The organism is Pseudoalteromonas sp. 2CM36K, assembly GCF_023161865.1.
GTDB classification, from domain to species: Bacteria; Pseudomonadota; Gammaproteobacteria; order Enterobacterales; family Alteromonadaceae; genus Pseudoalteromonas; species Pseudoalteromonas tetraodonis.
This window is the reverse complement of record NZ_JALNTK010000006.1, coordinates 132392-153370: the sequence shown is the minus strand read 5'-3', so window position 1 is coordinate 153370 and position 20979 is coordinate 132392. Positions and strand designations below refer to the sequence as shown.

The following is a 20979-nucleotide window of genomic DNA, read 5'->3' as shown; positions in this document are numbered from 1 at the left end:
TAGTATGTCAAATCCTAGCATTGAGTTAACTATTGAAGGCCATGTAGCTATTTTAACTATGTCGAATCCGCCAGCGAATACCTGGACGAAAGATACCTTAGTGGCGCTTAAAGACGCAGTTAATCAGCTCAACACCAATAAAAATATTTATGCATTAGTACTGACTGGTGAAGGCGAGAAGTTTTTTAGCGCCGGTGCCGACCTCAATGTATTTGCCAGTGGCGATAAAGGTGTCGCTGCAGATATGTCATGTGTATTTGGTGAAGCGTTTGAAGCGTTAACTAATTTTAGAGGCGTGTCGGTTGCAGCCATTAATGGTTATGCAATGGGTGGCGGCCTTGAAGTAGCACTTGCTTGCGACATTCGTATTGCAGAAGAGCAAGCACAAATGGCATTGCCTGAAGCAAAAGTGGGTTTATTACCCTGTGCTGGTGGAACGCAAAACTTAGCATGGCTTGTTGGCGAGGGCTGGGCAAAACGCATGATTTTATGCGGTGAGCGCTTAAAAGCCGATAAAGCCCTACAAATTGGCTTAGTGGAAGAAGTGGTTGCACAAGGTGAAAGTTTTGCAGCAGCGCTAAAACTGGCAAACCAAGTGGCAGAGCAAAGCCCATCGTCGGTTGCTGCGTGTAAAACATTGATTCAAAAAGGGCGTAATCAACCTATGGCAAATGCGTTGCCACTGGAACGTGAACTGTTTGTTGGTTTATTTGATACCGAAGATCAGCAAGAGGGCGTGAACGCCTTTTTAGAAAAGCGCAAAGCTAATTGGGTGAATGGCTAATGAATGAATTAACCCGTTTAAATTTAGCTGATGCTGCCGTGGTATTTGAAACGGCAACCACAGACAATGGCCGACTCATTGGTTTTGCTACGCTTAACGCGCCTAAGTCATTAAACGCGTTAAATTTTGAAATGATCAGCTTACTCGAGCCGCAACTACAGCAATGGGACAAAGACGATAACATTGCATTAGTGGTTCTTAAAGGCGCAGGTGAAAAAGCATTTTGCGCCGGTGGCGATGTAGTGAGCTTACACAAAGCAATGAGTGAAGGTAAACCGAGCTCACTGGTTGAAGAGTTTTTTACTCAAGAGTATCAGCTCGATTACCTTATTCATTGCTACAACAAACCCATTTTAGTCTGGGGTAACGGGATTGTAATGGGCGGCGGTTTAGGTTTAATGGCCGGTGCCAGTCATCGTGTGGTTACCGAAACATCACGCATTGCCATGCCAGAGCAAACTATTGGGCTTTACCCTGATGTAGGCGGCAGTTATTTTTTACATAAAATGCCCGCCCATGTTGGTTTGTTTTTAGGGCTGACCTCGGCATCTATAAATTGTGAAGACGCTAAGCTTGTATCGCTTGCCGACCACTTTGTAAATGCCGATAAGTACCCAGAGCTTGTTGAAGCATTACTAAATACAAAATGGGGTAAAACAGCAAGCTTAAACCACGACAAGCTAAGTAACTTGCTAATTGAGTTAGATAACAACTCTAGCCGTATGCCCAAAGGTAATTTAAAAGCAAACTTAAGCTTGATTCAAAAGCTTGGTGAGTTTGACACATTAGAGCAGCAGGTAGATTACATTTTAAACCTAACCACTGATGACAAATGGCTACAACGCGCACAAAAATCGTTGGCGCATGGTTGTCCGTTAAGTTGTGCCTTAGTGAGTGAGCAGCTCAAACACAGCAAAGGTAAAACGTTGGCAGAGTGTTTTAAAATGGAGCTTGCGATGTCGGTTCGTGCCGGTGAAGTGGGCGAGTTTCAAGAAGGTGTACGTGCCTTACTAATCGATAAAGACGGTGCGCCACACTGGCAGTTTAAAACGTTAGCTGATGTACCAAAAGAAGTGGTAGAGAGCTTTTTTGCAAATCGCTTTGGCGAGCAACATCCGCTAGAGCCGTACTTTTCTCAACTTAATTTACAAGGGTAAAGCGATGAGTAAACTCAATATAGGATTTATTGGTTTAGGTAATATGGGCGGCCCAATGGCGGCTAATTTAATTAAAGCTGGCCATACGGTGAGCGTGTTCGACCTAAGTGCTAATGCAGTGAACGAGCTAGTTGAAAAAGGTGCCAATGCAACAAAAGATGCACAAACCTGTGCAACCAACGTTGATGTGCTAATTAGCATGCTACCGGCAAGCAAACATGTTAAATCACTTTATTTAGGCACAGACGAGCAATCGGGTTTAATTAAAGTACTGAGTAAAAGTACCTTAGTGATTGATTGTTCAACTATAGATGCACAATCAGCCCGTGATGTAGGCCATGCACTTGGCGAACAAGGTATTGCGTTTGTTGATGCACCGGTTTCGGGTGGTGTAGCAGGTGCAACAGCAGGAACGCTTACGTTTATCGTTGGTGGTGAGCAAGCTGCATTTGATAAAGCGAATTCTGTATTAGTCGATATGGGTAAAAACATATTCCATGCTGGTGATATTGGTGCAGGGCAAGTTGCCAAAATATGTAACAATATGCTGTTGAGTATTTTAATGGCAGGCACCAGTGAAGCCATTCAAATGGGCATTAATAACGGCCTCGACGCAAAAGTACTCAGCGACATAATGAGCGCAAGCTCGGGTCGAAACTGGACGTTAGAACTTTATAACCCCTGTCCAGGTGTTATGGATACCGCTCCTGCAAGTAATAATTATAAACCTGGCTTTATGGTTGATTTAATGGCTAAAGACTTAGGCCTTGCTATGGAAGCAGCGCAGCAGAGTAATTCACTAACGCCAATGGGCTCAATGGCTAAAAATTTATACACTATGATGCAGCACCAAGGTGCGGGTAGTGATGATTTTAGTGCCATTTTTAAATTGTTTTCGAAGTAGGAAAGTATCGTGGAAATAAAAAATAATACCGTAGTGATTACCGGTGGCGCACAAGGCTTAGGTTTTGCAATGGCGCAAAGGTTTGCCTTAATGGGCGCTAATATTGCCTTAATTGATATGGCACAAGCACAGTTAAATGAAGCAACCGAGCAGCTATCTGCATTACAAGGCGTAACGGGTACTATAAAAGGCTACAGCGCTAATGTAACCGTTGAGAGCGAAGTTGAAGACGTTTTTAATACCATTAACAGTGACTTTGGTCACATTGGGGTATTAATTAATAACGCCGGCATTTTACGCGATGGCATGTTTATAAAAGCCAAAGATGGCAAAGTGGTTAAAAAAATGTCGCTTGATCAATTTCAATCAGTGATTGACGTTAACCTAACAGGGGTATTTTTAGCCGGGCGCGAAGCGGCTAGCCACATGATTGAATCAGGCAAAGGCGGCGTAATTGTAAATATGTCGAGCGTAGCGCGTGCGGGTAATATTGGCCAAACTAACTACGCTGCCTCAAAAGCAGGTGTTGTGGCACTAACCACTACATGGGCTAAAGAACTTGGTCGTTTTGGTATTCGCGTTGGTGCAATTGCCCCAGGTGTTATTAGCACTGCCATGACCGATGCAATGAAGCCAGAAGCCAAACAGCGCATGCTAGCAGTAACCCCTGTAGGGCGCTTAGGTGAAACCGCTGAAATAGCCCATACTGCTCAGTATATTATCGAAAACGACTTTTTTACTGGCCGCGTGGTAGAAATAGACGGCGGTATTCGTTTGTAATTTGTCAGCTCTCATTTATTTATTGGAAGCACAGCTCAAGCGAGTTGTGCTTTTTTGTTTTCAATAGGGGAGGTTTATAACCTTGAAAAAGGGCTAACAACCCCGTTAGTACCTTGTTGTAAAACATGCGTATAAATCTGTGTAGTACGTATGTCACTGTGGCCTAACTGTGTTTGGGGCGATCTTAGGCTTTTTCTCCCTTTCACTATCAACAGAGATGTCACTGTGCTGGCAGTCTGGACGAAGGGGCGGAATGACGAAGCATTTGGCTACATGGGGCAATTCTGGAAATACCTTCAAATTCATCGTGAAGATCTGAGTCAGCCAAAGACAATCATTCTCGGCGATTTTAATAGCAATGTGCGGTGGGATAAGCCGGACCGATGGTGGAATCACTCAGGCGTAGTAGCTGAACTCGGCGAGATGGGTTTCAAGAGCGCGTATCATCGTGCCTTTGAGGAAGAGCAGGGCAATGAGTCTAGGCCAACATTCTTCTTGCAGCGGAACCGCGAGAAGGCGTACCACATTGATTACATTTTTACCTCTTCAGACTTTCCAGAAAAATGTGATTTGAAGATCGGCCAGCACGATGAGTGGATTTCAATCAGTGTTCACGTGCCGTTGACGCTGAGCATCAACAATTAACAATCGGCTGCACAGCGACCGATTTTCCGTCGCTTCGCGGCTCCAAACCGGCGCGTGAGCCGGGCGTTAGATGCTTCATGTGCTCACAGTTTTTTTGAAAGAGCAAGACTGCTTATTTCTTGAATATTAGTATATTCTTGCGCGAGATATAAAAACCGGAGAAAGCTATGAAGAACTGGATATTTTTATCCGCGGCTATCATTTATGAGGTAATTGCAACATCTAGTCTGAAGTCTAGTGAGGGTTTTACTAAATTAGCTCCTTCATTACTTGTTGCTGGTTATGGTGCAGCGTTTTATCTGCTTTCACTCACTCTCAAATCAATTCCTGTTGGAATGGCATATGCAATTTGGTCAGGGCTTGGAATGTCTCGCTATTTTAATTACGCTGATCTATTCACCTTTACTTTATTCGAAAGAGAATGATATTCAGTTTAAATGGAAGTTAATTGAAATTATTGCATCAGATATAGATACAATAAAAATTGATAATTGAGGTATTCTCCAAATAATGAAAAAACATCGGAATAGATACTACCATTACATGAGGGAAGGCAAAATATTACATGTAATTTCGGGAGAAGTAGTTAGAAAATGGGAAGTGATACATGTTGATGAGCATAACCTTCGTCTAGATTCCCCACTCGGTATTTATGTTTTAAAACGTTAATAATGAAAATCTTTAAGGCTACAAATAACTGCAGCCTTTTTTCTATTACAAGTACCTTACTTATCTTGTTGTTCACGCGCTAATTGATTAGGTAATAACTGCTCTACAATTTCACGTGCTGGTAAGGTATAACGAACGCCATCAAACATAACCGATGTAAACTCGTTAATATTAGTAATGCCGGTAAGGGTCCAACCTTCACCACGTTTTGGGCAGTAAACAGTAGTAGTTGGTTGTATTACTTTAAAATTGTCACTCATAGTTTATCTCAATTAATGCTTGTGAATACGGTATGGTAAGTTAATAATGACGCTCTATAAAGTGCTATTTAAAGCGCGTTTACTTTATTTGGCGTAGGCATGTTTAAAACTATAAAATTACCCCGCGTTACCTTACGTTTAATTACCCACAAACACGGCGCAGCGCTATTAACAATTTTAAATAATCCACTCGTTTATGAGTTTAACGATTATAAAACCCCGCTAAATAAACAGCATATTAAGCAGTTAATTCAAGATGATATATCGAGTTATTACCAAGGTGAAGGTGTTCGGCTTGCAATTGAACATAATATGAGTGGCAAACTACTGGGAACATGTGGCTTATATAAAATATGTAAACAAACCAAAAGTGCTTATATTGGTTTTGAACTGGATCCACTCTATTGGCAGCAAGGCTTAATGCAAGAAGTACTTAAAGGCTTTGTCAGTGAAGTGCATAGCTCTTTAAACATTGAGCACTTATATGCAGAAATTCATGGCAAAAATGTTCGCTGTTATAACTTACTCACTAAACTTGGCTTTGTATTTAACCAGCAACTTAATAACGGCGTATGGCATAAGCAATTAACTAAAATGGATGGCACATGAGAATTAAAAAAGCGATTATTTTAAATGTATTGTTAGTTGTTAGTGTATTTGGGTTTGTAATAACTGGGTTTAGTTATTATCAAAATAATGTTTCAGACTTTGTTGATGTAACCCTAGATTAGAAAGTGCTTAATGAGTCTTATAAGGTATTTATAAGGTTACCCGATGATTTTGACAAAAATAAAGCGTATCCACTTATTATAAAAACAGATGGTTATTTTAATTTAGCTAATTGGGATAAGGCACTAAAAGCATTAAATACTGAAAGCATATTAAATGAGGCTATTTTAGTTGCTATACCTAATCAGTTTTTTATCGATACGCGAAATCGTGATTTAGTACCACCTTATGCAAGGAAAGACGTTAATACAAATCCTCGGTCTAAACATGAAACTTCGCCAGAAATTTTTGGTAAAGCTGATTTGTTTTTTGCTTTTATAGAGCAAGAGCTACTTATACCAATCCGCAATAATACTTAATCATTTTGCGGGGCTAAACGTGTCGCTACCTGTGTTAAAAAACTCTCATTTAGAACAACTAAATAGCGATTTTTTTGCCTAGCTATCAACTCGTTTTTTCAGCCTCAAAATAGACCACTTAATTAAGCGAATTGGTATTACTTATTTAAAGGCTAAATACAGGTTAACTGAAAACCGTATATTAACGGGATTTTCGGCAGGGGGCAGTTTTACTTTATATACGCTGCACACCAAACCAATGCTATTTAATGGTTACTTTGCATTTAGTCCTGCGCCTTGGTACGACGATATGACCGTAGTAAATCATTTTAATACCTTTTTACAAGCTAAAACACAAAGCTACTATAGAACCCACCTTATTATATTTTACTGTTGGCGGGGCTGAACATAAAGTAATGCTTGAGGCGTATGATAACTTAGAGCAAAGTTTAGTAAGCCATACTAGTAACTGGTTAGGGTGGGGGAGTAAAGTAAACCCTGATGCAAAGCATAATGATAATCCAGCATTGAGTATTAAGGGGGCTTTAACGGGCTATGATGAATTTATTAATTAAGAATATTGTTAAACTTGCACTAGTAAAACGGCTTAGCTGTATATATGTACAGTTAAGCCGTTTTGCTATAAATTATCTTATTTTATGGTGTAAATAGCTGGTGGATGCAAGGTGGTACAAAAAAGAACACATCATACTAGTAATGTTTAAATGTAATCTTAGCAATGAGGTAATATAAATTATCAATTTACTCATAAGTGGAGTGGTGGGTTTATAACGCTTATTGAGTTTGGCTATCTGAGTCGTTAAATAAAGAATTTAAATAACAAAAAAGGTGGACGGTGCTTTATTTATATCAGCACCGGTCTATACCTTCAGGACTTAATTACAAAAGCGCTATTTTATTACTTAACTGTCTAAGCATATTTTCAGCATTAGGTAAGGGGTCGTTTAACCCATCTATTAAGGTCATAAAATAACAGTCCATCATTACGCTTGCTTTTGTTTCATCAAACTTCGGTTGTTCACTAAAAAGCAGTTGTTTAAATTCATCCATCTGCGCTTTAAAAAAAGACGTTCTCCAAATGATGTCGCTAATTAATAGCTTACTAAATTCACTATTTTCACAATAAAAAGAATAAAGCGGATGAGCGTAATGACGTAACTTTAAGCGAGGGGAGTGCTGCGTATCTAACTGCTTTGCTTGGTTAATAATAACGGCTATTTGTTGTTGCATACCGGCCATCAATAAATCAATTTTATTTTCAAAATGACTAAACACTGTACCTACAGCAACATTGGCTGCAACCGCTATTTCTCTTGTTGATGTGTGATCGTAACCTTGCAGCAAAAATAATTCCCATGCTGAAGCTAAAATTTTATCGCGTGTCTTTTCTTTTTTACTCATTATATTTCAATGCTTTACTTGTTTGTTTAATAAAAGAGCTAAGTCATTATTTGATTAATTGAGCGCGCTCATTTTCATAAGGATGTTACATGAAGTTTATCAAACGTGTTATTGGTTATATACTTTTTATTCCACTAATTTATTTTTATTCTTATTTGCTAGGGCCAATATTAAAAGCAGTTTTAGTCCCAGGAGGGGTTGCTTTTTTATGGCTTATTCTAGGGCCAACAGAGGGGACGCGTGCGTTAAAAAAAGCATTTAAGAAAAAATAGCTCAAGCTTCAACTAAACAAATCGAAAAAAAGCCCTGCTATTTTGCAGGGCTTTAAGTTTACCTTTGTGATTTTAAGCTTGAAAGCTCAACTGATATTAAAGAACGTATCTAAAACCAAAAGCAATACCGTCATCTTCAGATTGCTCCATTAGCGCTTGCTGCTGTTTATTATTACTTTCAAAATCACCAAAGTCTTTACGTGCTTCTACATAAAGTTTGGTGTTTTGGTCAATTAAGTAATGCACGCCAATAACAGCAAATTGACGCTTAAATACATCATTAGGATCGGCATTAAAGTTTGGTTGAATTACGTAGTCATCACCTGCATCAAATAAGTTATAGGCAATAAATGGTCTAAAATCGTTATCAAAGCGATACGACACAAATGTTTCAATACCAATCGCATCTTTAATTAAACGACCTATGTTATCTGTATCGTGGTTTTCGTTTTTGTTGATATTAGCGGCTACATACAAGCCTGGCGCATCAATATTGCCCCAAATAACACCTGCACCATAAATTGAATCGTCAACAGAGCGGGTTGTTCCGTCGCCATACGTTAATTCAAACTCGCCGCGGTTAATACCCGCGGTCAGTTTTAGCTTATCAGTCAAGTTATAGGTTACTGCACCGCCAAACGTATAGTTAAATTCAACTTGTTGTGCAGCAGCATCTCCAGACTCAAAATTTGCTTGGCATTGTGATTCTGTAATATTGCTTACATCACAAGTATAAAAAGCGCTGTTTTTTAACTGAGTTTGAACACTAAAGTCAAAGTCGTTGTAGCTATTACGGTATTGCAGTGTTTTATCACCACGACCAGTACCATTTACTGCACCATCGTCTTTGTTGTAAGTGTAAACACCGGCAGCGTTACCATCCCATACATAGCTGTAGTTTGTTGCATACACAACATCAAACCACGCACCCCATTGTTTACCAATCGTAATTTGGCCGTATTTATCGTGTTTAAGTCCTGCATAACCTAAACGATTATATAAAAACTCATCTTGAATAGATTCAAAACGGTTGTTGTATACAATATCGCTACTGCCAACAGGGTTGACACCCCATTCAACTAAAGCCATTGCTTCCCAGCCGTTTTTTAGTTGGCGTTTAAAATCAAAATTAATTCGTGAGGCACCATTGACGATTTCGTTTTGACCTTGAGTATTTATCACTCGCGCATCAATATATCCGCCTACTGCGACTGTATTTTTTTCATCCTTAAACACTTCTACTGCTGAAACAGTTGGAGCAGCTAAAATACCCGCAATTGCTAGCGATACTAATTTTCTTTTCATTGTGTGTGCCTTGCCTAAATTAAAGACGTTTTTATAATTACTAAATTCGAAGTCATGCAGACTAGCAAAGCAATAAAAGGCTCAAAAGTGAAAAATTATCAATGATAATTAGCACAAAACACTCGGCTTGTTCATTTTAAGTTAATGCTGTTTTTATTTTGTAGCCGTATAAACTGCCATTTAATTTTGGAATAAGATATTAGGCTTAAATGCAGGAGAGGGAGTGTTGAATTTTTTTCATAGTTGCGTCTGTCGGCATGGGTAGAGCTGAAACTCTAAAACTATAAAAAAAATTAGTATAGCCGTATTAATTGTTAATAAAAGTAAAATGCGACTAAGTCGCCTGTTAACGCGATTAAATAATTTATAAAGGGTTTGATGCTAGTTGTTTTTTTTATTAAACATTTTTTACTGCATTAATGGTACAATAATGAGTTTTACTCACCTTTTAAGCACATTTTCTCGCCCAGTACTTTGGCTATTTAATTGCTTTTATAGTTAATAAACAGCCACCGTTTACTTTGAGTTTGGTGCTATAAACTTTCATAGAAAAAAACGGTGATTTGGTTTAAACTGCGCGCAATTTAAATACTTCAGTCTCCCTTGGAGGGTAGCGCTATTATTAGTACAGCTAACATCACCATGCAATTTGGTGCTAAACCGTTATTTGAAAATATCTCAGCTAAATTTGGCGAATCAAACCGTTATGGTTTAATTGGTGCTAATGGTTGTGGTAAGTCGACCTTTATGAAAATCCTTAGTGGTGAATTAGAACCATCTTCGGGTAACGTAAGTACTGATCCAAATGAGCGCGTTGCTAAACTAAACCAAGATCAATTCGCCTACGAAGAATATTCTGTTATTGATACCGTGATTATGGGTCATAAAGAATTGTGGGATATTAAACAAGAACGTGACCGGATATATAGCCTACCTGAAATGAGTGAAGAAGACGGCATGAAAGTAGCCGATCTTGAAACTGAATTTGCTGAAATGGACGGTTACTCGGCTGAATCTAAAGCGGGTGAGTTACTATTAGGTGTGGGTATTGCTACAGAGCAGCACTACGGACCTATGTCAGAAATTGCACCAGGTTTTAAACTTCGTGTGCTTCTAGCTCAAGTTTTGTTTTCAGACCCTGATATCATGCTGCTCGATGAGCCTACCAATAACTTGGACATTTATACAATTAAGTGGCTTGAAGATGTATTGAATCAACGTGACTGTACCATGATCATCATCTCGCATGACCGTCACTTTTTAAATTCGGTATGTACGCATATGGCCGATATTGACTACGGTGAACTACGTATTTACCCGGGTAACTACGATGAATACATGTTTGCAGCTACTCAAGCACGCGAACGTTTATTAAGTGAAAACGCGAAAAAGAAAAGCCAAATAGCAGAGCTTCAACAATTTGTATCGCGCTTTTCTGCCAACGCGTCAAAGGCAAAGCAAGCCACTTCACGTGCAAAACGAATTGATAAAATTCAATTAGACGAAGTAAAAGCGTCATCACGTCAGTCGCCATTTATTCGTTTTGAACAAGAAAAGCAGTTATTCCGTAACGCGCTTGAAATGACCAGCTTATCGCAAGGCTTTGAAGAAACTTTATTCTCAGGATTAGAAGGCCTAGTTGAAGTAGGTGAGCGCATTGCTATTATTGGTGAAAATGGTGTGGGTAAAACAACATTATTAAACACTTTAGCAGGACGTTTAGCGCCTAAAAGCGGTGAGTTTAAATGGTCTGAAAATGCAAACATTGGCTACTATGCACAAGATCATGCCGATGAGTTTGAAAAAGACATGAATTTGTTTGAGTGGATGGAGCAATGGCAACAAGAGGGCGACGATGAGCAAGTAGTGCGTAGCTTCTTAGGTCGTATGTTGTTTTCACAAAACGATATAAAAAAATCAGTAAAAGTAATATCTGGTGGTGAGCAAGGCCGTATGTTATTTGGTAAAATTATGATGCATAAGCCAAATATTTTACTTATGGATGAGCCAACCAACCACATGGATATGGAGTCAATTGAAGCACTTAACTTAGCGCTTGAAGCGTATGAAGGTACCTTGATGTTTGTGTCACACGACCGTCAGTTTGTATCATCAGTTGCTACCCGTATTTGGGAAATTAAAGACGGTAAAGTTATCGACTTTAGAGGTAACTACTCAGAATATTTAGCGAGTAAAGAAGCTTAATTGCTGATTGTTTCGATGTTTAAAAAAAGCCATGTTTAACATGGCTTTTTTATTGTCTGCTGGTCGCATTAGTGCAGCATTTAAGTATATAATACCCGCCATAAAACCGGACATAAGTCCGCTATTTTTAAAATACATTACTGAGGAGTATTTATGACTGTTGGCATTATTATGGGTTCTAAATCAGATTGGCCAACCATGGAACACGCCGCCCTTATGCTAGAAAAATTTGGCATTGAGTATGAAACTAAAGTGGTTTCTGCGCACCGCACTCCTCAATTACTTGCCGATTACGCAAGTTCAGCCGCAGAACGCGGTATTAAAGTTATTATTGCTGGCGCAGGTGGCGCGGCGCACTTACCGGGAATGGCGGCGGCGTTTACATCTCTGCCAGTTTTAGGCGTACCTGTTAAATCTAAAGCGCTAAACGGTGTAGACTCTCTGTTATCTATTTGCCAAATGCCAAAAGGTGTTGCGGTAGGTACTCTTGCTATTGGTGAGCCCGGTGCTGCAAACGCAGGTTTATTAGCGGCACAAATTTTAGGATGTCAAAATCCAGAAATCTTCGCAAAAATCGAAGCGTTCCGTAAAGAACAAACTAAGACTGTTTTAGCTAACCCAAATCCTGCAGAGTGATCATGAATATTTTAATTTTAGGGGCAGGGCAGCTAGCACGAATGATGAGCTTAGCTGGTGCACCGCTTAATTTAAATGTGGTTGCTTATGATGTAGGCAGCAAAAAGATTGTGCATCCGCTTACAAACGAAGTGTACCCAACAACGCTCGAACAAGCGATAGAAAACGCTGATGCTATTACGGCCGAGTTTGAACATATTCCAGATGATGTACTTACACAGTGTTGTAATAGCAATAAGTTTTATCCGGGCAAACAAGCCATTAAAACCGGTGGCGACCGTGCGCTTGAAAAAGCGCTTCTCGATAAAACCGCTGTTGCATGCGCGCCATATCAATTAATTACAGAAAAAGCGCATCTTGAACTCGCGGTTCAAACACTTGGTAAGCCATTAGTCATTAAAACATGCCAAGCGGGTTACGATGGTAAAGGCCAATGGCGTTTAAAATCAGACGATCAAATTGAACAGATTTGGGCTGAAATGGCTGATTTTATTGCATCAGGCACTGAGCACGCTCCGCACACCATAATTGCAGAAAAAATGATCCCTTTTGATCGTGAAGTATCTATTATTGGCGCGCGCGACAAAGAGGGTAACGTTGCAATCTATCCACTTACTGAAAACCAACATACCAATGGTGTATTAACGCTTTCACTAGCCGGTAAAGATAATAGTTTAGTCGAGAGTCAAGCAACCTCAGCATTTACCCGAATTGCAAATGAGCTTAATTATGTAGGTGTACTGGCCATAGAGTTTTTTGATGTACAGGGTACGTTATTAGTTAACGAAATTGCGCCGCGAGTTCATAACTCAGGCCATTGGACGCAACAAGGTGCTCATTGCTCGCAATTTGAAAACCATATGCGCGCTGTAGCCGGCCTACCTTTAGGTAGTACGCAAATTAAGCAGCCTACTGCTATGATAAATGTATTAGGCCAACCACAAATCCCTATTGATGTGTTAAAAACAGCAGATGTAACCAGCCATTGGTACGGTAAAAGTGTAAAACCAGGTCGCAAAATGGGCCACATTAATGTATCTGCTGATAATTTACAGCAATTAGGTGAACGCCTTGGTGAACTCGCAATGTGTTTGCCAGAGCAAGATTACCCCGGTGTATTAGCTACCAGCAAATCGCTATTATAAGTTAAAAAACAAAGCGATAAATTGAACTTAACTTCAATTTATCGCTTTACCTTCTAAAGGTTCTTTTCAATGATCCACCCAAAGTTTTGTATTATTGTTTGTGCCTTTTGTATTGCCTTTCCAACGGTTATATTTGTTGCCCCCGTTGTCCATAAACTGACTAATAAACTCATTCGCGCTTAACGTTATGATTATCGCTAAATTACATAAACCTGTATTTATAATATTACTGGCCTTGTGTATCACTCCATTTATTGGCGCTGGTAGTGCCTTGGTTATGGGGGCGTTATTTGCGATTACCTTGGGTAACCCGTTTGTTGAGTTATCACAAAAGGCCAGTAAATGGATGCTAAAGTTAGCAGTTGTGGGATTGGGGTTTGCTGTTGATTTTAATCAGGTAATTGAGGTTGGTCGCAGCTCTTTAGTGTTAACAATTGTCAGTATTACTGCCATAATTGGGCTTGGCGAAATTTTAACTCAAGTGTTTAAACTTAATCGTAACACAGGCGTGTTAATTTCCTTTGGAACCGCTATTTGTGGTGGTAGCGCTATTGCGGCCATGGCACCGGTTATAAAAGCCAAAGATCATGAAGTGGCTGTGGCGCTGGTTATCGTATTTTTACTCAATGGTGTAGGGTTATTATTATTCCCTGCAATTGGGCATTATTTTGAACTAACCCAAGAGCAGTTTGGATTGTGGGCTGCACTTGCAATTCATGATACCAGTAGCGTGGTAGGTGCATCGGCTACTTATGGTGCAGTGGCACTGAGCATAGCAACAACAGTGAAGCTTACTCGTGCTATGTGGATTATTCCATATACTACGCTTGCGGGTGTGTTTATGCGCTCAGATGAAAAGGCGAGTATTCCATTATTTATTGTAGGCTTCTTATTAGCCGCATTAATTAATACCTATGTGCCGTCGCTTTCATTTTATTGGGAGTTGATAAACATTGCAGCGAAGCAAATACTAGTGATGACATTGTTTTTAATAGGCAGTGGTTTGTCATTATCGGTACTAAAGCAAGCGGGAATTAAACCGTTTTTAATGGCTGTGATTCTTTGGATCGTGGTTAGCTGTGTTATTTTATTATTAATCATAGATGGATTCATATAATGAGACATGATCTCGGTATTAAAATTATTGGTGGCTTTTTATTGTTACTGGTTTCAGCAAGCTATGTTCACGCAGAGTCATTACGGGTCGCAACGTTTAATGTCAGTATGGATGCAACCAATTACACCGCTAAAAATGAAAAAGTAAAAAGCGATGCCTTAGTTAACGCGCTGCGCTCTGACCACCAGCAAATTAAAAATATTGCTGAAATAATTCAACGCGTTCGTCCAGATGTCGTGCTTTTAAATGAATTCGACTACGTCCCTAAATCACAAGGGATCGAATACTTTAAAACCCATTACTTAAATGTAGGGCAAAATGATCAAGCGGCTATCGATTACCCTTATGTTTACATTGCACCAGTTAACACAGGCTTAGCAACTGAGTTTGACTTGGACAATAACGGCAAAAAAACCGGTGTAATGGGTGATGCACAGGGCTTTGGTTTTTTTGAAGGCCATTACGCAATGGCGTTTTTATCTCGCTACCCGATTGATTTTGACAACATCAGAACTCTGCAAACATTTAAGCACAAAGATTTACCGAATGTGAAAATGCCGGTAGACCCAAAAAACAATACAAATTGGTATAACGAAGAAGAATGGAATGCTTTACGTTTAAGCTCTAAATCGTTTTGGGATATACCGGTAAAAGTAAATGATAAAGTCGTTCACATGTTAGCCTCGCATCCTACGCCTCCTGTGTTTGATGGAGATGAAGACAGAAACGGCATTCGTAACCATGATGAAATTAGATTAATTGCCGATTACGTTAATAACGAAAGTTACCTGTATGACGATAACGGTAAAAAGGGTGGGCTTGCAGCAAAATCGCGCTTTGTGATTTTAGGTGACCTAAATGCCGCCCCTGAGGGCGATAAAAAGCGCACAAATACAACAGATCAGTTACTTAAAAGCCCGATGATTAATGCCGGTTTTATTCCAACCAGTGAGGGCGCTAAAGAGCAATACCCACAAGCTTATGCTAAAAATTACACTGCTAATTGGCAAGCACGCGTTGATTATGTTCTGCCTTCAATTTATGGACTAACCATTAAAGATGGTGGCGTATTTTGGCCGAAAAAACAAAGCGAATTGTACCGTTTAATCAAAGATAGAAACGCATCAAGTGACCACCGTATGGTATGGCTTGATTTAACGGTTGAATAAACGGGTTACTCACCCCGATATCAGCGTTGTTTATCTTAAATAATTGCAATTATAAAGGTGCTTCTGCTTAAATACGGTTAATTATAATAACCGTCAAGAAGCACTATGATTTTTAAATTTTCATCTTCTAAAACACTTGTTGCAATGGCTGTTGCGTCAAGTGTTATGTTAGCGGGCTGTACAGCAACCGCCACAACTTCTAATGACTCAGCTATTCAAACAAATACCAAGGTTGCAAGTGTTGTTAACACACCTGCAGACATAGGTGTCTCAAAAATTACGCTTGAACAAGCGATGGCTCACCCTGATTGGATTGGACGTCAACCGCAAGGTGCATTTTGGAGTGCTGACTCAAGTACTGTTATTTACGCGCGAAAACAACAAGGTAGTGAGCTAAGAGATTTATTCACTCAAGCTGTAAACGCTCAAACAGCAGAGCAAGTGGCTTTAAATCAGCTTCACAGCGTAGGCTCAAGTAAAGCTGTTTTTTCTAACGATAAATCACTTCAAGCTTATGTGTTTGAAGGCAACATATTTATTAAAAACGTACAGTCAGGCGTAATTAAGCAAATTACGCAAAGCTCAGCCACCGAGTCAAAGCCACAATTTTTAAACGATGGTAACTTAGCGTATCGCCAAGGTAATATCTTTTTTAAAGTAGATTTAACCACAGGTTTAACCCGTGAAATTGCTAATTTAAAACTGGCTGACAAACCACAAGGCGTAAAAGAGCCAACAACTTATATTGCCAAAGAACAACATAAGCTGATTGATTACATTGCACTGCAGCATAAAAACAAACAAGACAAGTATGCGCGAAATGAGCAAGTCAAAACTCAAAATAGCTCAATTGCCAACACGCATTACTATTTAGGCGATGGCAACACGGTTGATGAAGCCCAGCTTTCTCCAAATGGCGACGCGTTAATTGTGGTTGTTCAAGAAAAAAGTTCATGGCGTGGTGAAGGCGACATTATGCCTAACTACATCACTGATGATGCGACTATAGAGCCTAAAAAAGTTCGCCGTCGTGTGGCTGACGCTAAAGAGCAAACTTCTGAAATTATTTATATTAACCTTGCAGATCAAAGCCAAACTACTTTAGGGTTTAATACCTTGCCTGGTTTTGATGAAGATGTACTCGCTGAGATTAAAAAAGAAAACTATGCCCGCGATGGCAAAACGTATAAGTCTAAGAAACAACCGCGTGGCATTAATGTAATTTCAGACTGGGGATGGGATCAATCGCCTATCAGCTGGAACGATGATGGCAGCCAAGTGGCGATTATGCTTGAAGCATGGGATAACAAAGATCGTTGGTTGGCCACCGTTGATTTTGAAAATAACAAACTCGTATCTCAACACCGTTTACATGACGATGCGTGGATTGCGTATGCGTTTAACGACTTTGGTTGGTTAAATGACTCAACCACGCTTTATTATTTATCGGAAGAGTCGGGGTACAGTCAGCTTTATAAAAAACCTTTAAATGGCAAAGCTATAGCTTTAACACAAGGTCAGTTTGAAGTGTCTGACTTAACCCTTACTGATGACAATAGTGCTATTTACTATAAAGCGAATATTGAGCATCCGGGTCTTTACGAAATATACCGCGTTAATCCACAAACAGGTGTTAGTGAGCAAGTAACCGACTTAAACGGTATGACGGATTACACCTTAAGCCCTGATCAATCTAAGTTATTACTTAGACATTCTAAAATCACTATGCCGACTGAACTTTATGTGGCAGAGGCTAAAGCAAACACAACCGCGACTCGTTTAACCAATACGGTATCTGATGCGTTTTTAGCTAAAAAACTCACAGCGCCTAAAATTGTTGCTGTGCCATCAAGTCATACAGATCAGCCCATATACGCCAAAGTCTATTACCCCGCTGATTACCAAGAGGGTGAAACAGGCAAAACCCGCAAAGCGGTTATTTTTAACCACGGTGCAGGGTACTTGCAAAATTCACACATGGGGTGGTCTGGCTACTTCCGTGAATTTATGTTCCATTCATTACTAGCAGATGAAGGTTATGTAGTAATGGATATGGATTACCGCGCATCTAAAGGCTATGGTCGTGATTGGCGAACGGCTATTTATCGCCAAATGGGAACACCTGAAACACAAGATCTAGCCGATGGCGTAAAATGGATGGCGGATAATGCCAATGTTAATACCCAATCGGTAGGGACTTACGGTGGCTCTTATGGTGGGTTTATGACCTTCATGGCGTTATTTACCGCGCCAGACTTGTTTCAATCAGGTGCAGCGCTTCGTCCAGTGACTGATTGGGCTCATTACAACACAGGTTATACGGCTAACATTTTGAATCACCCTGATGTTGACCCGATTGCCTATGAGCGTAGTTCACCTATTTATTATGCAGAAGGGCTTAAAAAGCATTTATTAATAAATGCGCCTATGGTTGATGATAATGTGTTCTTTCAAGATTCAGTACGTTTAGTACAGCGTTTAATAGAACTTGAAAAAGAAAACTTTGAAACAGCAATCTTCCCAGTAGAACCGCATGGTTTTGTTCAGCCTTCGAGCTGGTTAGATGAATACCGTCGAATTTATAAACTGTTTAAAGAAACGCTTTAATCGACTAAAAATAAAAACGCCACTTATGTGGCGTTTTTTTAGCTGTGTTTATTATCGTTTTTGATGTGTTTTACAACCAGCGGCACAGCTAATAAAACCCCACCAATTGCGCCAATTAAATGCGCATCAACGGCCACCGTTGATTGAATAAGTTGACCAATTTCTGCGCTTGGACCATTAACTTGCTCAAGAATAAGCTTTATCCATACGCCAATAAACAAGACATAACCTGATTTTAACCCAACAACGACGTCTTTTATCGCCCCCCACACGATCACGCCATGCAATAGCGCACTCAGCCCTGTATAAATAATGATTGTTGGACAAAACCAATAAACCCCCAAGCCACACCAAAGCGCAAGGAGTGCAACATTAAAGCTGTAATGCTTAGGCGTTGTGTATTCGCCATGAAGCAACCAAATAAGTGCTATACCGGCACAATTTAAACCTAAATGTGCCCAGTTAGCATGCACAAATTGGCTGGTGAATAAACGCCACAGTTGGCCTTGTTCAATTAATGGGCGATTAAACTCAAGCTCATTGTTCATACCAAGCCATGCTAAGAGCGTACTTAATACAATTAAACACAAGGGGGGTAAAACATAACGCGGCTGAAGGGGTAAATTAAGCATTTAATGATCATTTTTTTATATTTATTTTTGCATATTGTGCCTGTTTAACTTTAAGATGCCAATTATCTTCCATGCAATTTAAGTTTAATCAGTAATTATGAATTTTAAGCTCAACTCTTTATTTGCTCTCTCTTTAAGTGCACTGTCTTTCCCTTTATTTGCACAGCAAGCAAGCCAAATTGAAACCCGTGAACCAGAAGCCGCCACAGGGGTAGTACAAAAGCAATTAGTACCTGGCGATAAATACATGGTTGCGGCTGCAAATCCTTATGCCTCACAAGCGGGAAAGGCCATTTTAGCCCAAGGCGGAAGCGCCGTAGATGCCGCAATTGCCACCCAATTAGTGCTTACATTAGTTGAGCCGCAGTCATCAGGCATTGGTGGTGGTACGTTTATGATGTATTACAACAAAGCTAACAATAAACTCACCAGTTTTGATGGTCGCGAAACAGCCCCCAGTAATGCCGATGAAAACCTGTTTTTAAATGAACATGGCAAAGCTGTTAAATGGATTGAAGCAGTTGTAGGTGGTCGTTCTGTGGGTGTACCAGGTATTTTACATGCGTTTGCCAGTGCCCATAAACAATATGGTAATTTGCCATGGGCAACGTTATTTAAGCCAGCTATTGCACTAGCCGAACAAGGGTTTGAAGTATCTCCACGATTACATGGCTTACTCGTTAGGCAGTTAAACCCGGGTGTTATGAGTATGCCGGTGATCAATGAGTATTTTTTCCCCAATGGTGAAGTGATCAAAGTAGGCAGTATTAAAAAAAACCAGCCGCTTGCTAATTTATACAAAGACATTGCCTCACAAGGGATTGATGCTTTTTATAAAGGTGATAATGCAAAAGCCATGGTAAGTGCAGTGCAGAAATCAAAAATTGCCCCGGGTAAATTATCTGTACAAGATCTTGCTAACTACACCAGCAAAGAGCGCGCCCCTGTATGTATTAAATACCGCGTTTACAAAGTGTGCTCAATGGCACCACCTAGTAGTGGCGGTGTAGCGGTGCTACAAATTTTAGGCTTGCTTGAACATAAAGATATGGCCAATATTAAAGCTAATAGCGCAGAGGCTATTCATTACTTTAGCCAAGCATCGCGCATTGCGTTTGCTGATCGAAATAAATACATTGGCGATCCTGATTTTACCCAAGTCCCTACCGAGGAGTTATTAAACAAAGATTACATCGCTACCCGCGCAAAGTTAATTAGCGAAGAAGATAAAAAAGCATTTCCTGGTGATCCAGTTGATTACTTAAGCTACGCAAATGATGACTCTTTTGAACTTCCGTCTACGTCACATGTCTCGATTGTTGATAGCAAAGGCAATGCTGTTTCGATGACCAGCTCTATAGAAATGGCGTTTGGTTCGACGGTCATGGTTAATGGCTTCATTTTAAACAATCAGCTGACTGATTTTTCACTCTCGCCGCGTAAAAATGGCAAGTTAGTGGCTAACAGAGTAGAAGCCCATAAACGTCCGCGCAGCTCAATGTCACCCGTAATGGTATTTAATCAAGATGGGAGCTTACGTTTAGTGGTTGGCTCTCCTGGTGGTAGTCGCATTATTGATTATGTAGCGCAAGTTGTTATTGGCGTTTTAGATTGGAATTTAAACGCGCAACAAGCCATTAATTTACCGCGAACCACTAATCGCAACGACTACACCAGCGTAGAAAAAGGCACTGCACTTGAAGCGGTGGTACCAAAGCTTAAAAAGCGCGGCCATGATGTGCGCGTGATTGACTTAAACTCTGGACTGCATGCGGTAGAAGTTAAAAATAACCGTTTGTATGGCGCCGCCGATCCTCGCAGGGAAGGGATGGCATTATCGGATTTAAGTAATAATAAAGCCTCATTTAAATTCTAAAACATGTATAATCAACAGCAGGTTTGCAGCTAATGTATTACCTGCTGTTATTTATGTAATAGCTTAATAGTTAATGATTATTTGATTGAAAATAGTATGTTAACTAATGTAAAAAATTAGCAGATCTAAAAAATAACTGACATTGTTGTAACCATTGCACAGCAAACGCTGGTCTAATGCCCGTTTTTAATTTTTATAAATTCACAACAGCCTGCTAACATATTCACCAAATATGAGTGACTTTATACTAAAGTAGCGCTTGTATTTGTAAATTTTCAATGGTCTGACAAGCTTAAATGTCATTGCAATTTAGCCTTTAACAATGAT

At 39.8% G+C, this 20979-nt stretch carries 23 protein-coding genes and 2 pseudogenes; 20 read left to right on the top strand and 5 right to left on the bottom strand.

What is annotated here, in order from left to right:
* Window positions 1-4: 4 nt before the first annotated feature.
* Genes MTN97_RS05630 through MTN97_RS05615 form a run of 4 tightly spaced genes read left to right on the top strand, consistent with a single transcriptional unit; the run spans window position 5 to window position 3625 of the window.
* Window positions 5-784, top strand: coding sequence for an enoyl-CoA hydratase (locus MTN97_RS05630; RefSeq protein ID WP_248473872.1), 780 nt, complete (start codon window positions 5-7; stop codon window positions 782-784).
* Window positions 784-1941, top strand: coding sequence for an enoyl-CoA hydratase/isomerase family protein (locus tag MTN97_RS05625; protein WP_248473871.1), 1158 nt, complete (start codon window positions 784-786; stop codon window positions 1939-1941). The genes MTN97_RS05630 and MTN97_RS05625 overlap by 1 nt, the downstream gene beginning before the upstream one ends.
* A gap of 4 nt (window positions 1942-1945) precedes the next feature.
* The gene (gene mmsB / locus MTN97_RS05620; protein WP_248473870.1) at window positions 1946-2845 is read left to right on the top strand and encodes a 3-hydroxyisobutyrate dehydrogenase; all 900 of its coding nucleotides are present in this window, start codon (window positions 1946-1948) and stop codon (window positions 2843-2845) included.
* Window positions 2846-2854: 9 nt separating this feature from the next.
* Window positions 2855-3625, top strand: a complete 771-nt coding sequence (locus MTN97_RS05615; RefSeq protein WP_036982730.1) for an SDR family oxidoreductase — start codon at window positions 2855-2857, stop codon at window positions 3623-3625.
* A gap of 74 nt (window positions 3626-3699) precedes the next feature.
* On the opposite strand, the pseudogene MTN97_RS05610 reads toward MTN97_RS05615, so the two are convergent.
* Window positions 3700-3804: pseudogene (locus MTN97_RS05610) on the bottom strand (integron integrase); the annotation flags it as partial.
* Here MTN97_RS05610 and MTN97_RS05605 point away from each other — a divergent pair.
* Window positions 3776-4270 carry an endonuclease/exonuclease/phosphatase family protein gene (locus MTN97_RS05605; RefSeq protein ID WP_248473887.1) on the top strand — a complete coding sequence of 165 codons (495 nt, stop codon included), beginning with the start codon at window positions 3776-3778 and terminating at the stop codon, window positions 4268-4270. The pseudogene MTN97_RS05610 and the gene MTN97_RS05605 overlap by 29 nt on opposite strands.
* Before the next feature lie 167 nt (window positions 4271-4437).
* Window positions 4438-4638, top strand: a pseudogene (locus MTN97_RS05600) (DMT family transporter); the annotation flags it as partial.
* 357 nt (window positions 4639-4995) lie between these two features.
* On the opposite strand, the gene MTN97_RS05595 reads toward MTN97_RS05600, so the two are convergent.
* A complete protein-coding gene (locus MTN97_RS05595; RefSeq protein WP_036982727.1) occupies window positions 4996-5199 on the bottom strand; it encodes a hypothetical protein in 204 nt (67 codons plus the stop codon).
* Window positions 5200-5298: 99 nt separating this feature from the next.
* Here MTN97_RS05595 and MTN97_RS05590 point away from each other — a divergent pair, with 99 nt between their 5' ends.
* The 5 genes from MTN97_RS05590 (at window position 5299) to MTN97_RS05575 (ending at window position 6841) form a co-directional block, all read left to right on the top strand.
* Window positions 5299-5808: a GNAT family N-acetyltransferase gene (locus MTN97_RS05590; RefSeq protein WP_036982724.1), complete on the top strand. Its 510-nt coding sequence runs from the start codon at window positions 5299-5301 to the stop codon at window positions 5806-5808.
* Window positions 5805-5930, top strand: a complete 126-nt coding sequence (locus MTN97_RS17885) for a hypothetical protein (RefSeq protein ID WP_282447311.1) — start codon at window positions 5805-5807, stop codon at window positions 5928-5930. The genes MTN97_RS05590 and MTN97_RS17885 overlap by 4 nt, the downstream gene beginning before the upstream one ends.
* A 3-nt stretch (window positions 5931-5933) precedes the next feature.
* The gene (locus MTN97_RS05585; RefSeq protein ID WP_248473869.1) at window positions 5934-6287 is read left to right on the top strand and encodes an alpha/beta hydrolase-fold protein; all 354 of its coding nucleotides are present in this window, start codon (window positions 5934-5936) and stop codon (window positions 6285-6287) included.
* Between the two features lie 109 nt (window positions 6288-6396).
* Complete coding sequence (locus MTN97_RS05580; RefSeq protein WP_312842959.1) at window positions 6397-6672, top strand: alpha/beta hydrolase-fold protein; 276 nt, start codon at window positions 6397-6399, stop codon at window positions 6670-6672.
* Between the two features lie 10 nt (window positions 6673-6682).
* Window positions 6683-6841: a hypothetical protein gene (locus tag MTN97_RS05575; RefSeq protein WP_248473868.1), complete on the top strand. Its 159-nt coding sequence runs from the start codon at window positions 6683-6685 to the stop codon at window positions 6839-6841.
* A gap of 325 nt (window positions 6842-7166) precedes the next feature.
* Here MTN97_RS05575 and MTN97_RS05570 read toward each other — a convergent pair whose 3' ends face one another.
* Window positions 7167-7688 carry a TetR/AcrR family transcriptional regulator gene (locus tag MTN97_RS05570; protein ID WP_028835232.1) on the bottom strand — a complete coding sequence of 174 codons (522 nt, stop codon included), beginning with the start codon at window positions 7686-7688 and terminating at the stop codon, window positions 7167-7169.
* Between the two features lie 89 nt (window positions 7689-7777).
* On the opposite strand from MTN97_RS05570, the gene MTN97_RS05565 reads away from it, so the two are divergent.
* Entirely contained in the window at window positions 7778-7960 is a 183-nt protein-coding gene (locus MTN97_RS05565) for a hypothetical protein (RefSeq protein ID WP_069439449.1), read from the top strand.
* Window positions 7961-8056: 96 nt separating this feature from the next.
* Here MTN97_RS05565 and MTN97_RS05560 read toward each other — a convergent pair whose 3' ends face one another.
* Complete coding sequence (locus MTN97_RS05560; RefSeq protein WP_138626600.1) at window positions 8057-9265, bottom strand: porin; 1209 nt, start codon at window positions 9263-9265, stop codon at window positions 8057-8059.
* A 618-nt stretch (window positions 9266-9883) separates the two neighbouring features.
* Here MTN97_RS05560 and MTN97_RS05555 point away from each other — a divergent pair.
* The 7 genes from MTN97_RS05555 to MTN97_RS05530 all read left to right on the top strand — a co-directional run bounded on the left by MTN97_RS05555 (window position 9884) and on the right by MTN97_RS05530 (window position 18144).
* Window positions 9884-11470, top strand: coding sequence for an ABC-F family ATPase (locus tag MTN97_RS05555; protein WP_214552433.1), 1587 nt, complete (start codon window positions 9884-9886; stop codon window positions 11468-11470).
* A 153-nt stretch (window positions 11471-11623) separates the two neighbouring features.
* On the top strand, window positions 11624-12106 hold the full coding sequence (purE, locus tag MTN97_RS05550; protein WP_036982714.1) for a 5-(carboxyamino)imidazole ribonucleotide mutase: 483 nt from the start codon (window positions 11624-11626) through the stop codon (window positions 12104-12106).
* Between the two features lie 2 nt (window positions 12107-12108).
* Entirely contained in the window at window positions 12109-13251 is a 1143-nt protein-coding gene (locus MTN97_RS05545; protein WP_248473867.1) for a 5-(carboxyamino)imidazole ribonucleotide synthase, read from the top strand.
* 69 nt (window positions 13252-13320) lie between these two features.
* Window positions 13321-13434, top strand: a complete 114-nt coding sequence (locus MTN97_RS18110; RefSeq protein ID WP_248530793.1) for a DUF2798 domain-containing protein — start codon at window positions 13321-13323, stop codon at window positions 13432-13434.
* A 4-nt stretch (window positions 13435-13438) separates the two neighbouring features.
* A complete protein-coding gene (locus tag MTN97_RS05540) occupies window positions 13439-14368 on the top strand; it encodes a YeiH family protein (protein WP_138626598.1) in 930 nt (309 codons plus the stop codon).
* A complete protein-coding gene (locus MTN97_RS05535) occupies window positions 14368-15537 on the top strand; it encodes an endonuclease/exonuclease/phosphatase family protein (RefSeq protein ID WP_138626597.1) in 1170 nt (389 codons plus the stop codon). The genes MTN97_RS05540 and MTN97_RS05535 overlap by 1 nt, the downstream gene beginning before the upstream one ends.
* A gap of 105 nt (window positions 15538-15642) precedes the next feature.
* Window positions 15643-18144, top strand: coding sequence for a prolyl oligopeptidase family serine peptidase (locus MTN97_RS05530; RefSeq protein WP_138626596.1), 2502 nt, complete (start codon window positions 15643-15645; stop codon window positions 18142-18144).
* Between the two features lie 38 nt (window positions 18145-18182).
* Here the strand turns inward: MTN97_RS05530 and rrtA are convergent, their stop codons facing one another.
* Window positions 18183-18776, bottom strand: a complete 594-nt coding sequence (rrtA, locus tag MTN97_RS05525) for a rhombosortase (protein WP_138626595.1) — start codon at window positions 18774-18776, stop codon at window positions 18183-18185.
* A 97-nt stretch (window positions 18777-18873) separates the two neighbouring features.
* On the opposite strand from rrtA, the gene ggt reads away from it, so the two are divergent.
* On the top strand, window positions 18874-20652 hold the full coding sequence (ggt, locus tag MTN97_RS05520; RefSeq protein WP_036982702.1) for a gamma-glutamyltransferase: 1779 nt from the start codon (window positions 18874-18876) through the stop codon (window positions 20650-20652).
* Window positions 20653-20979 lie beyond the last annotated feature (327 nt).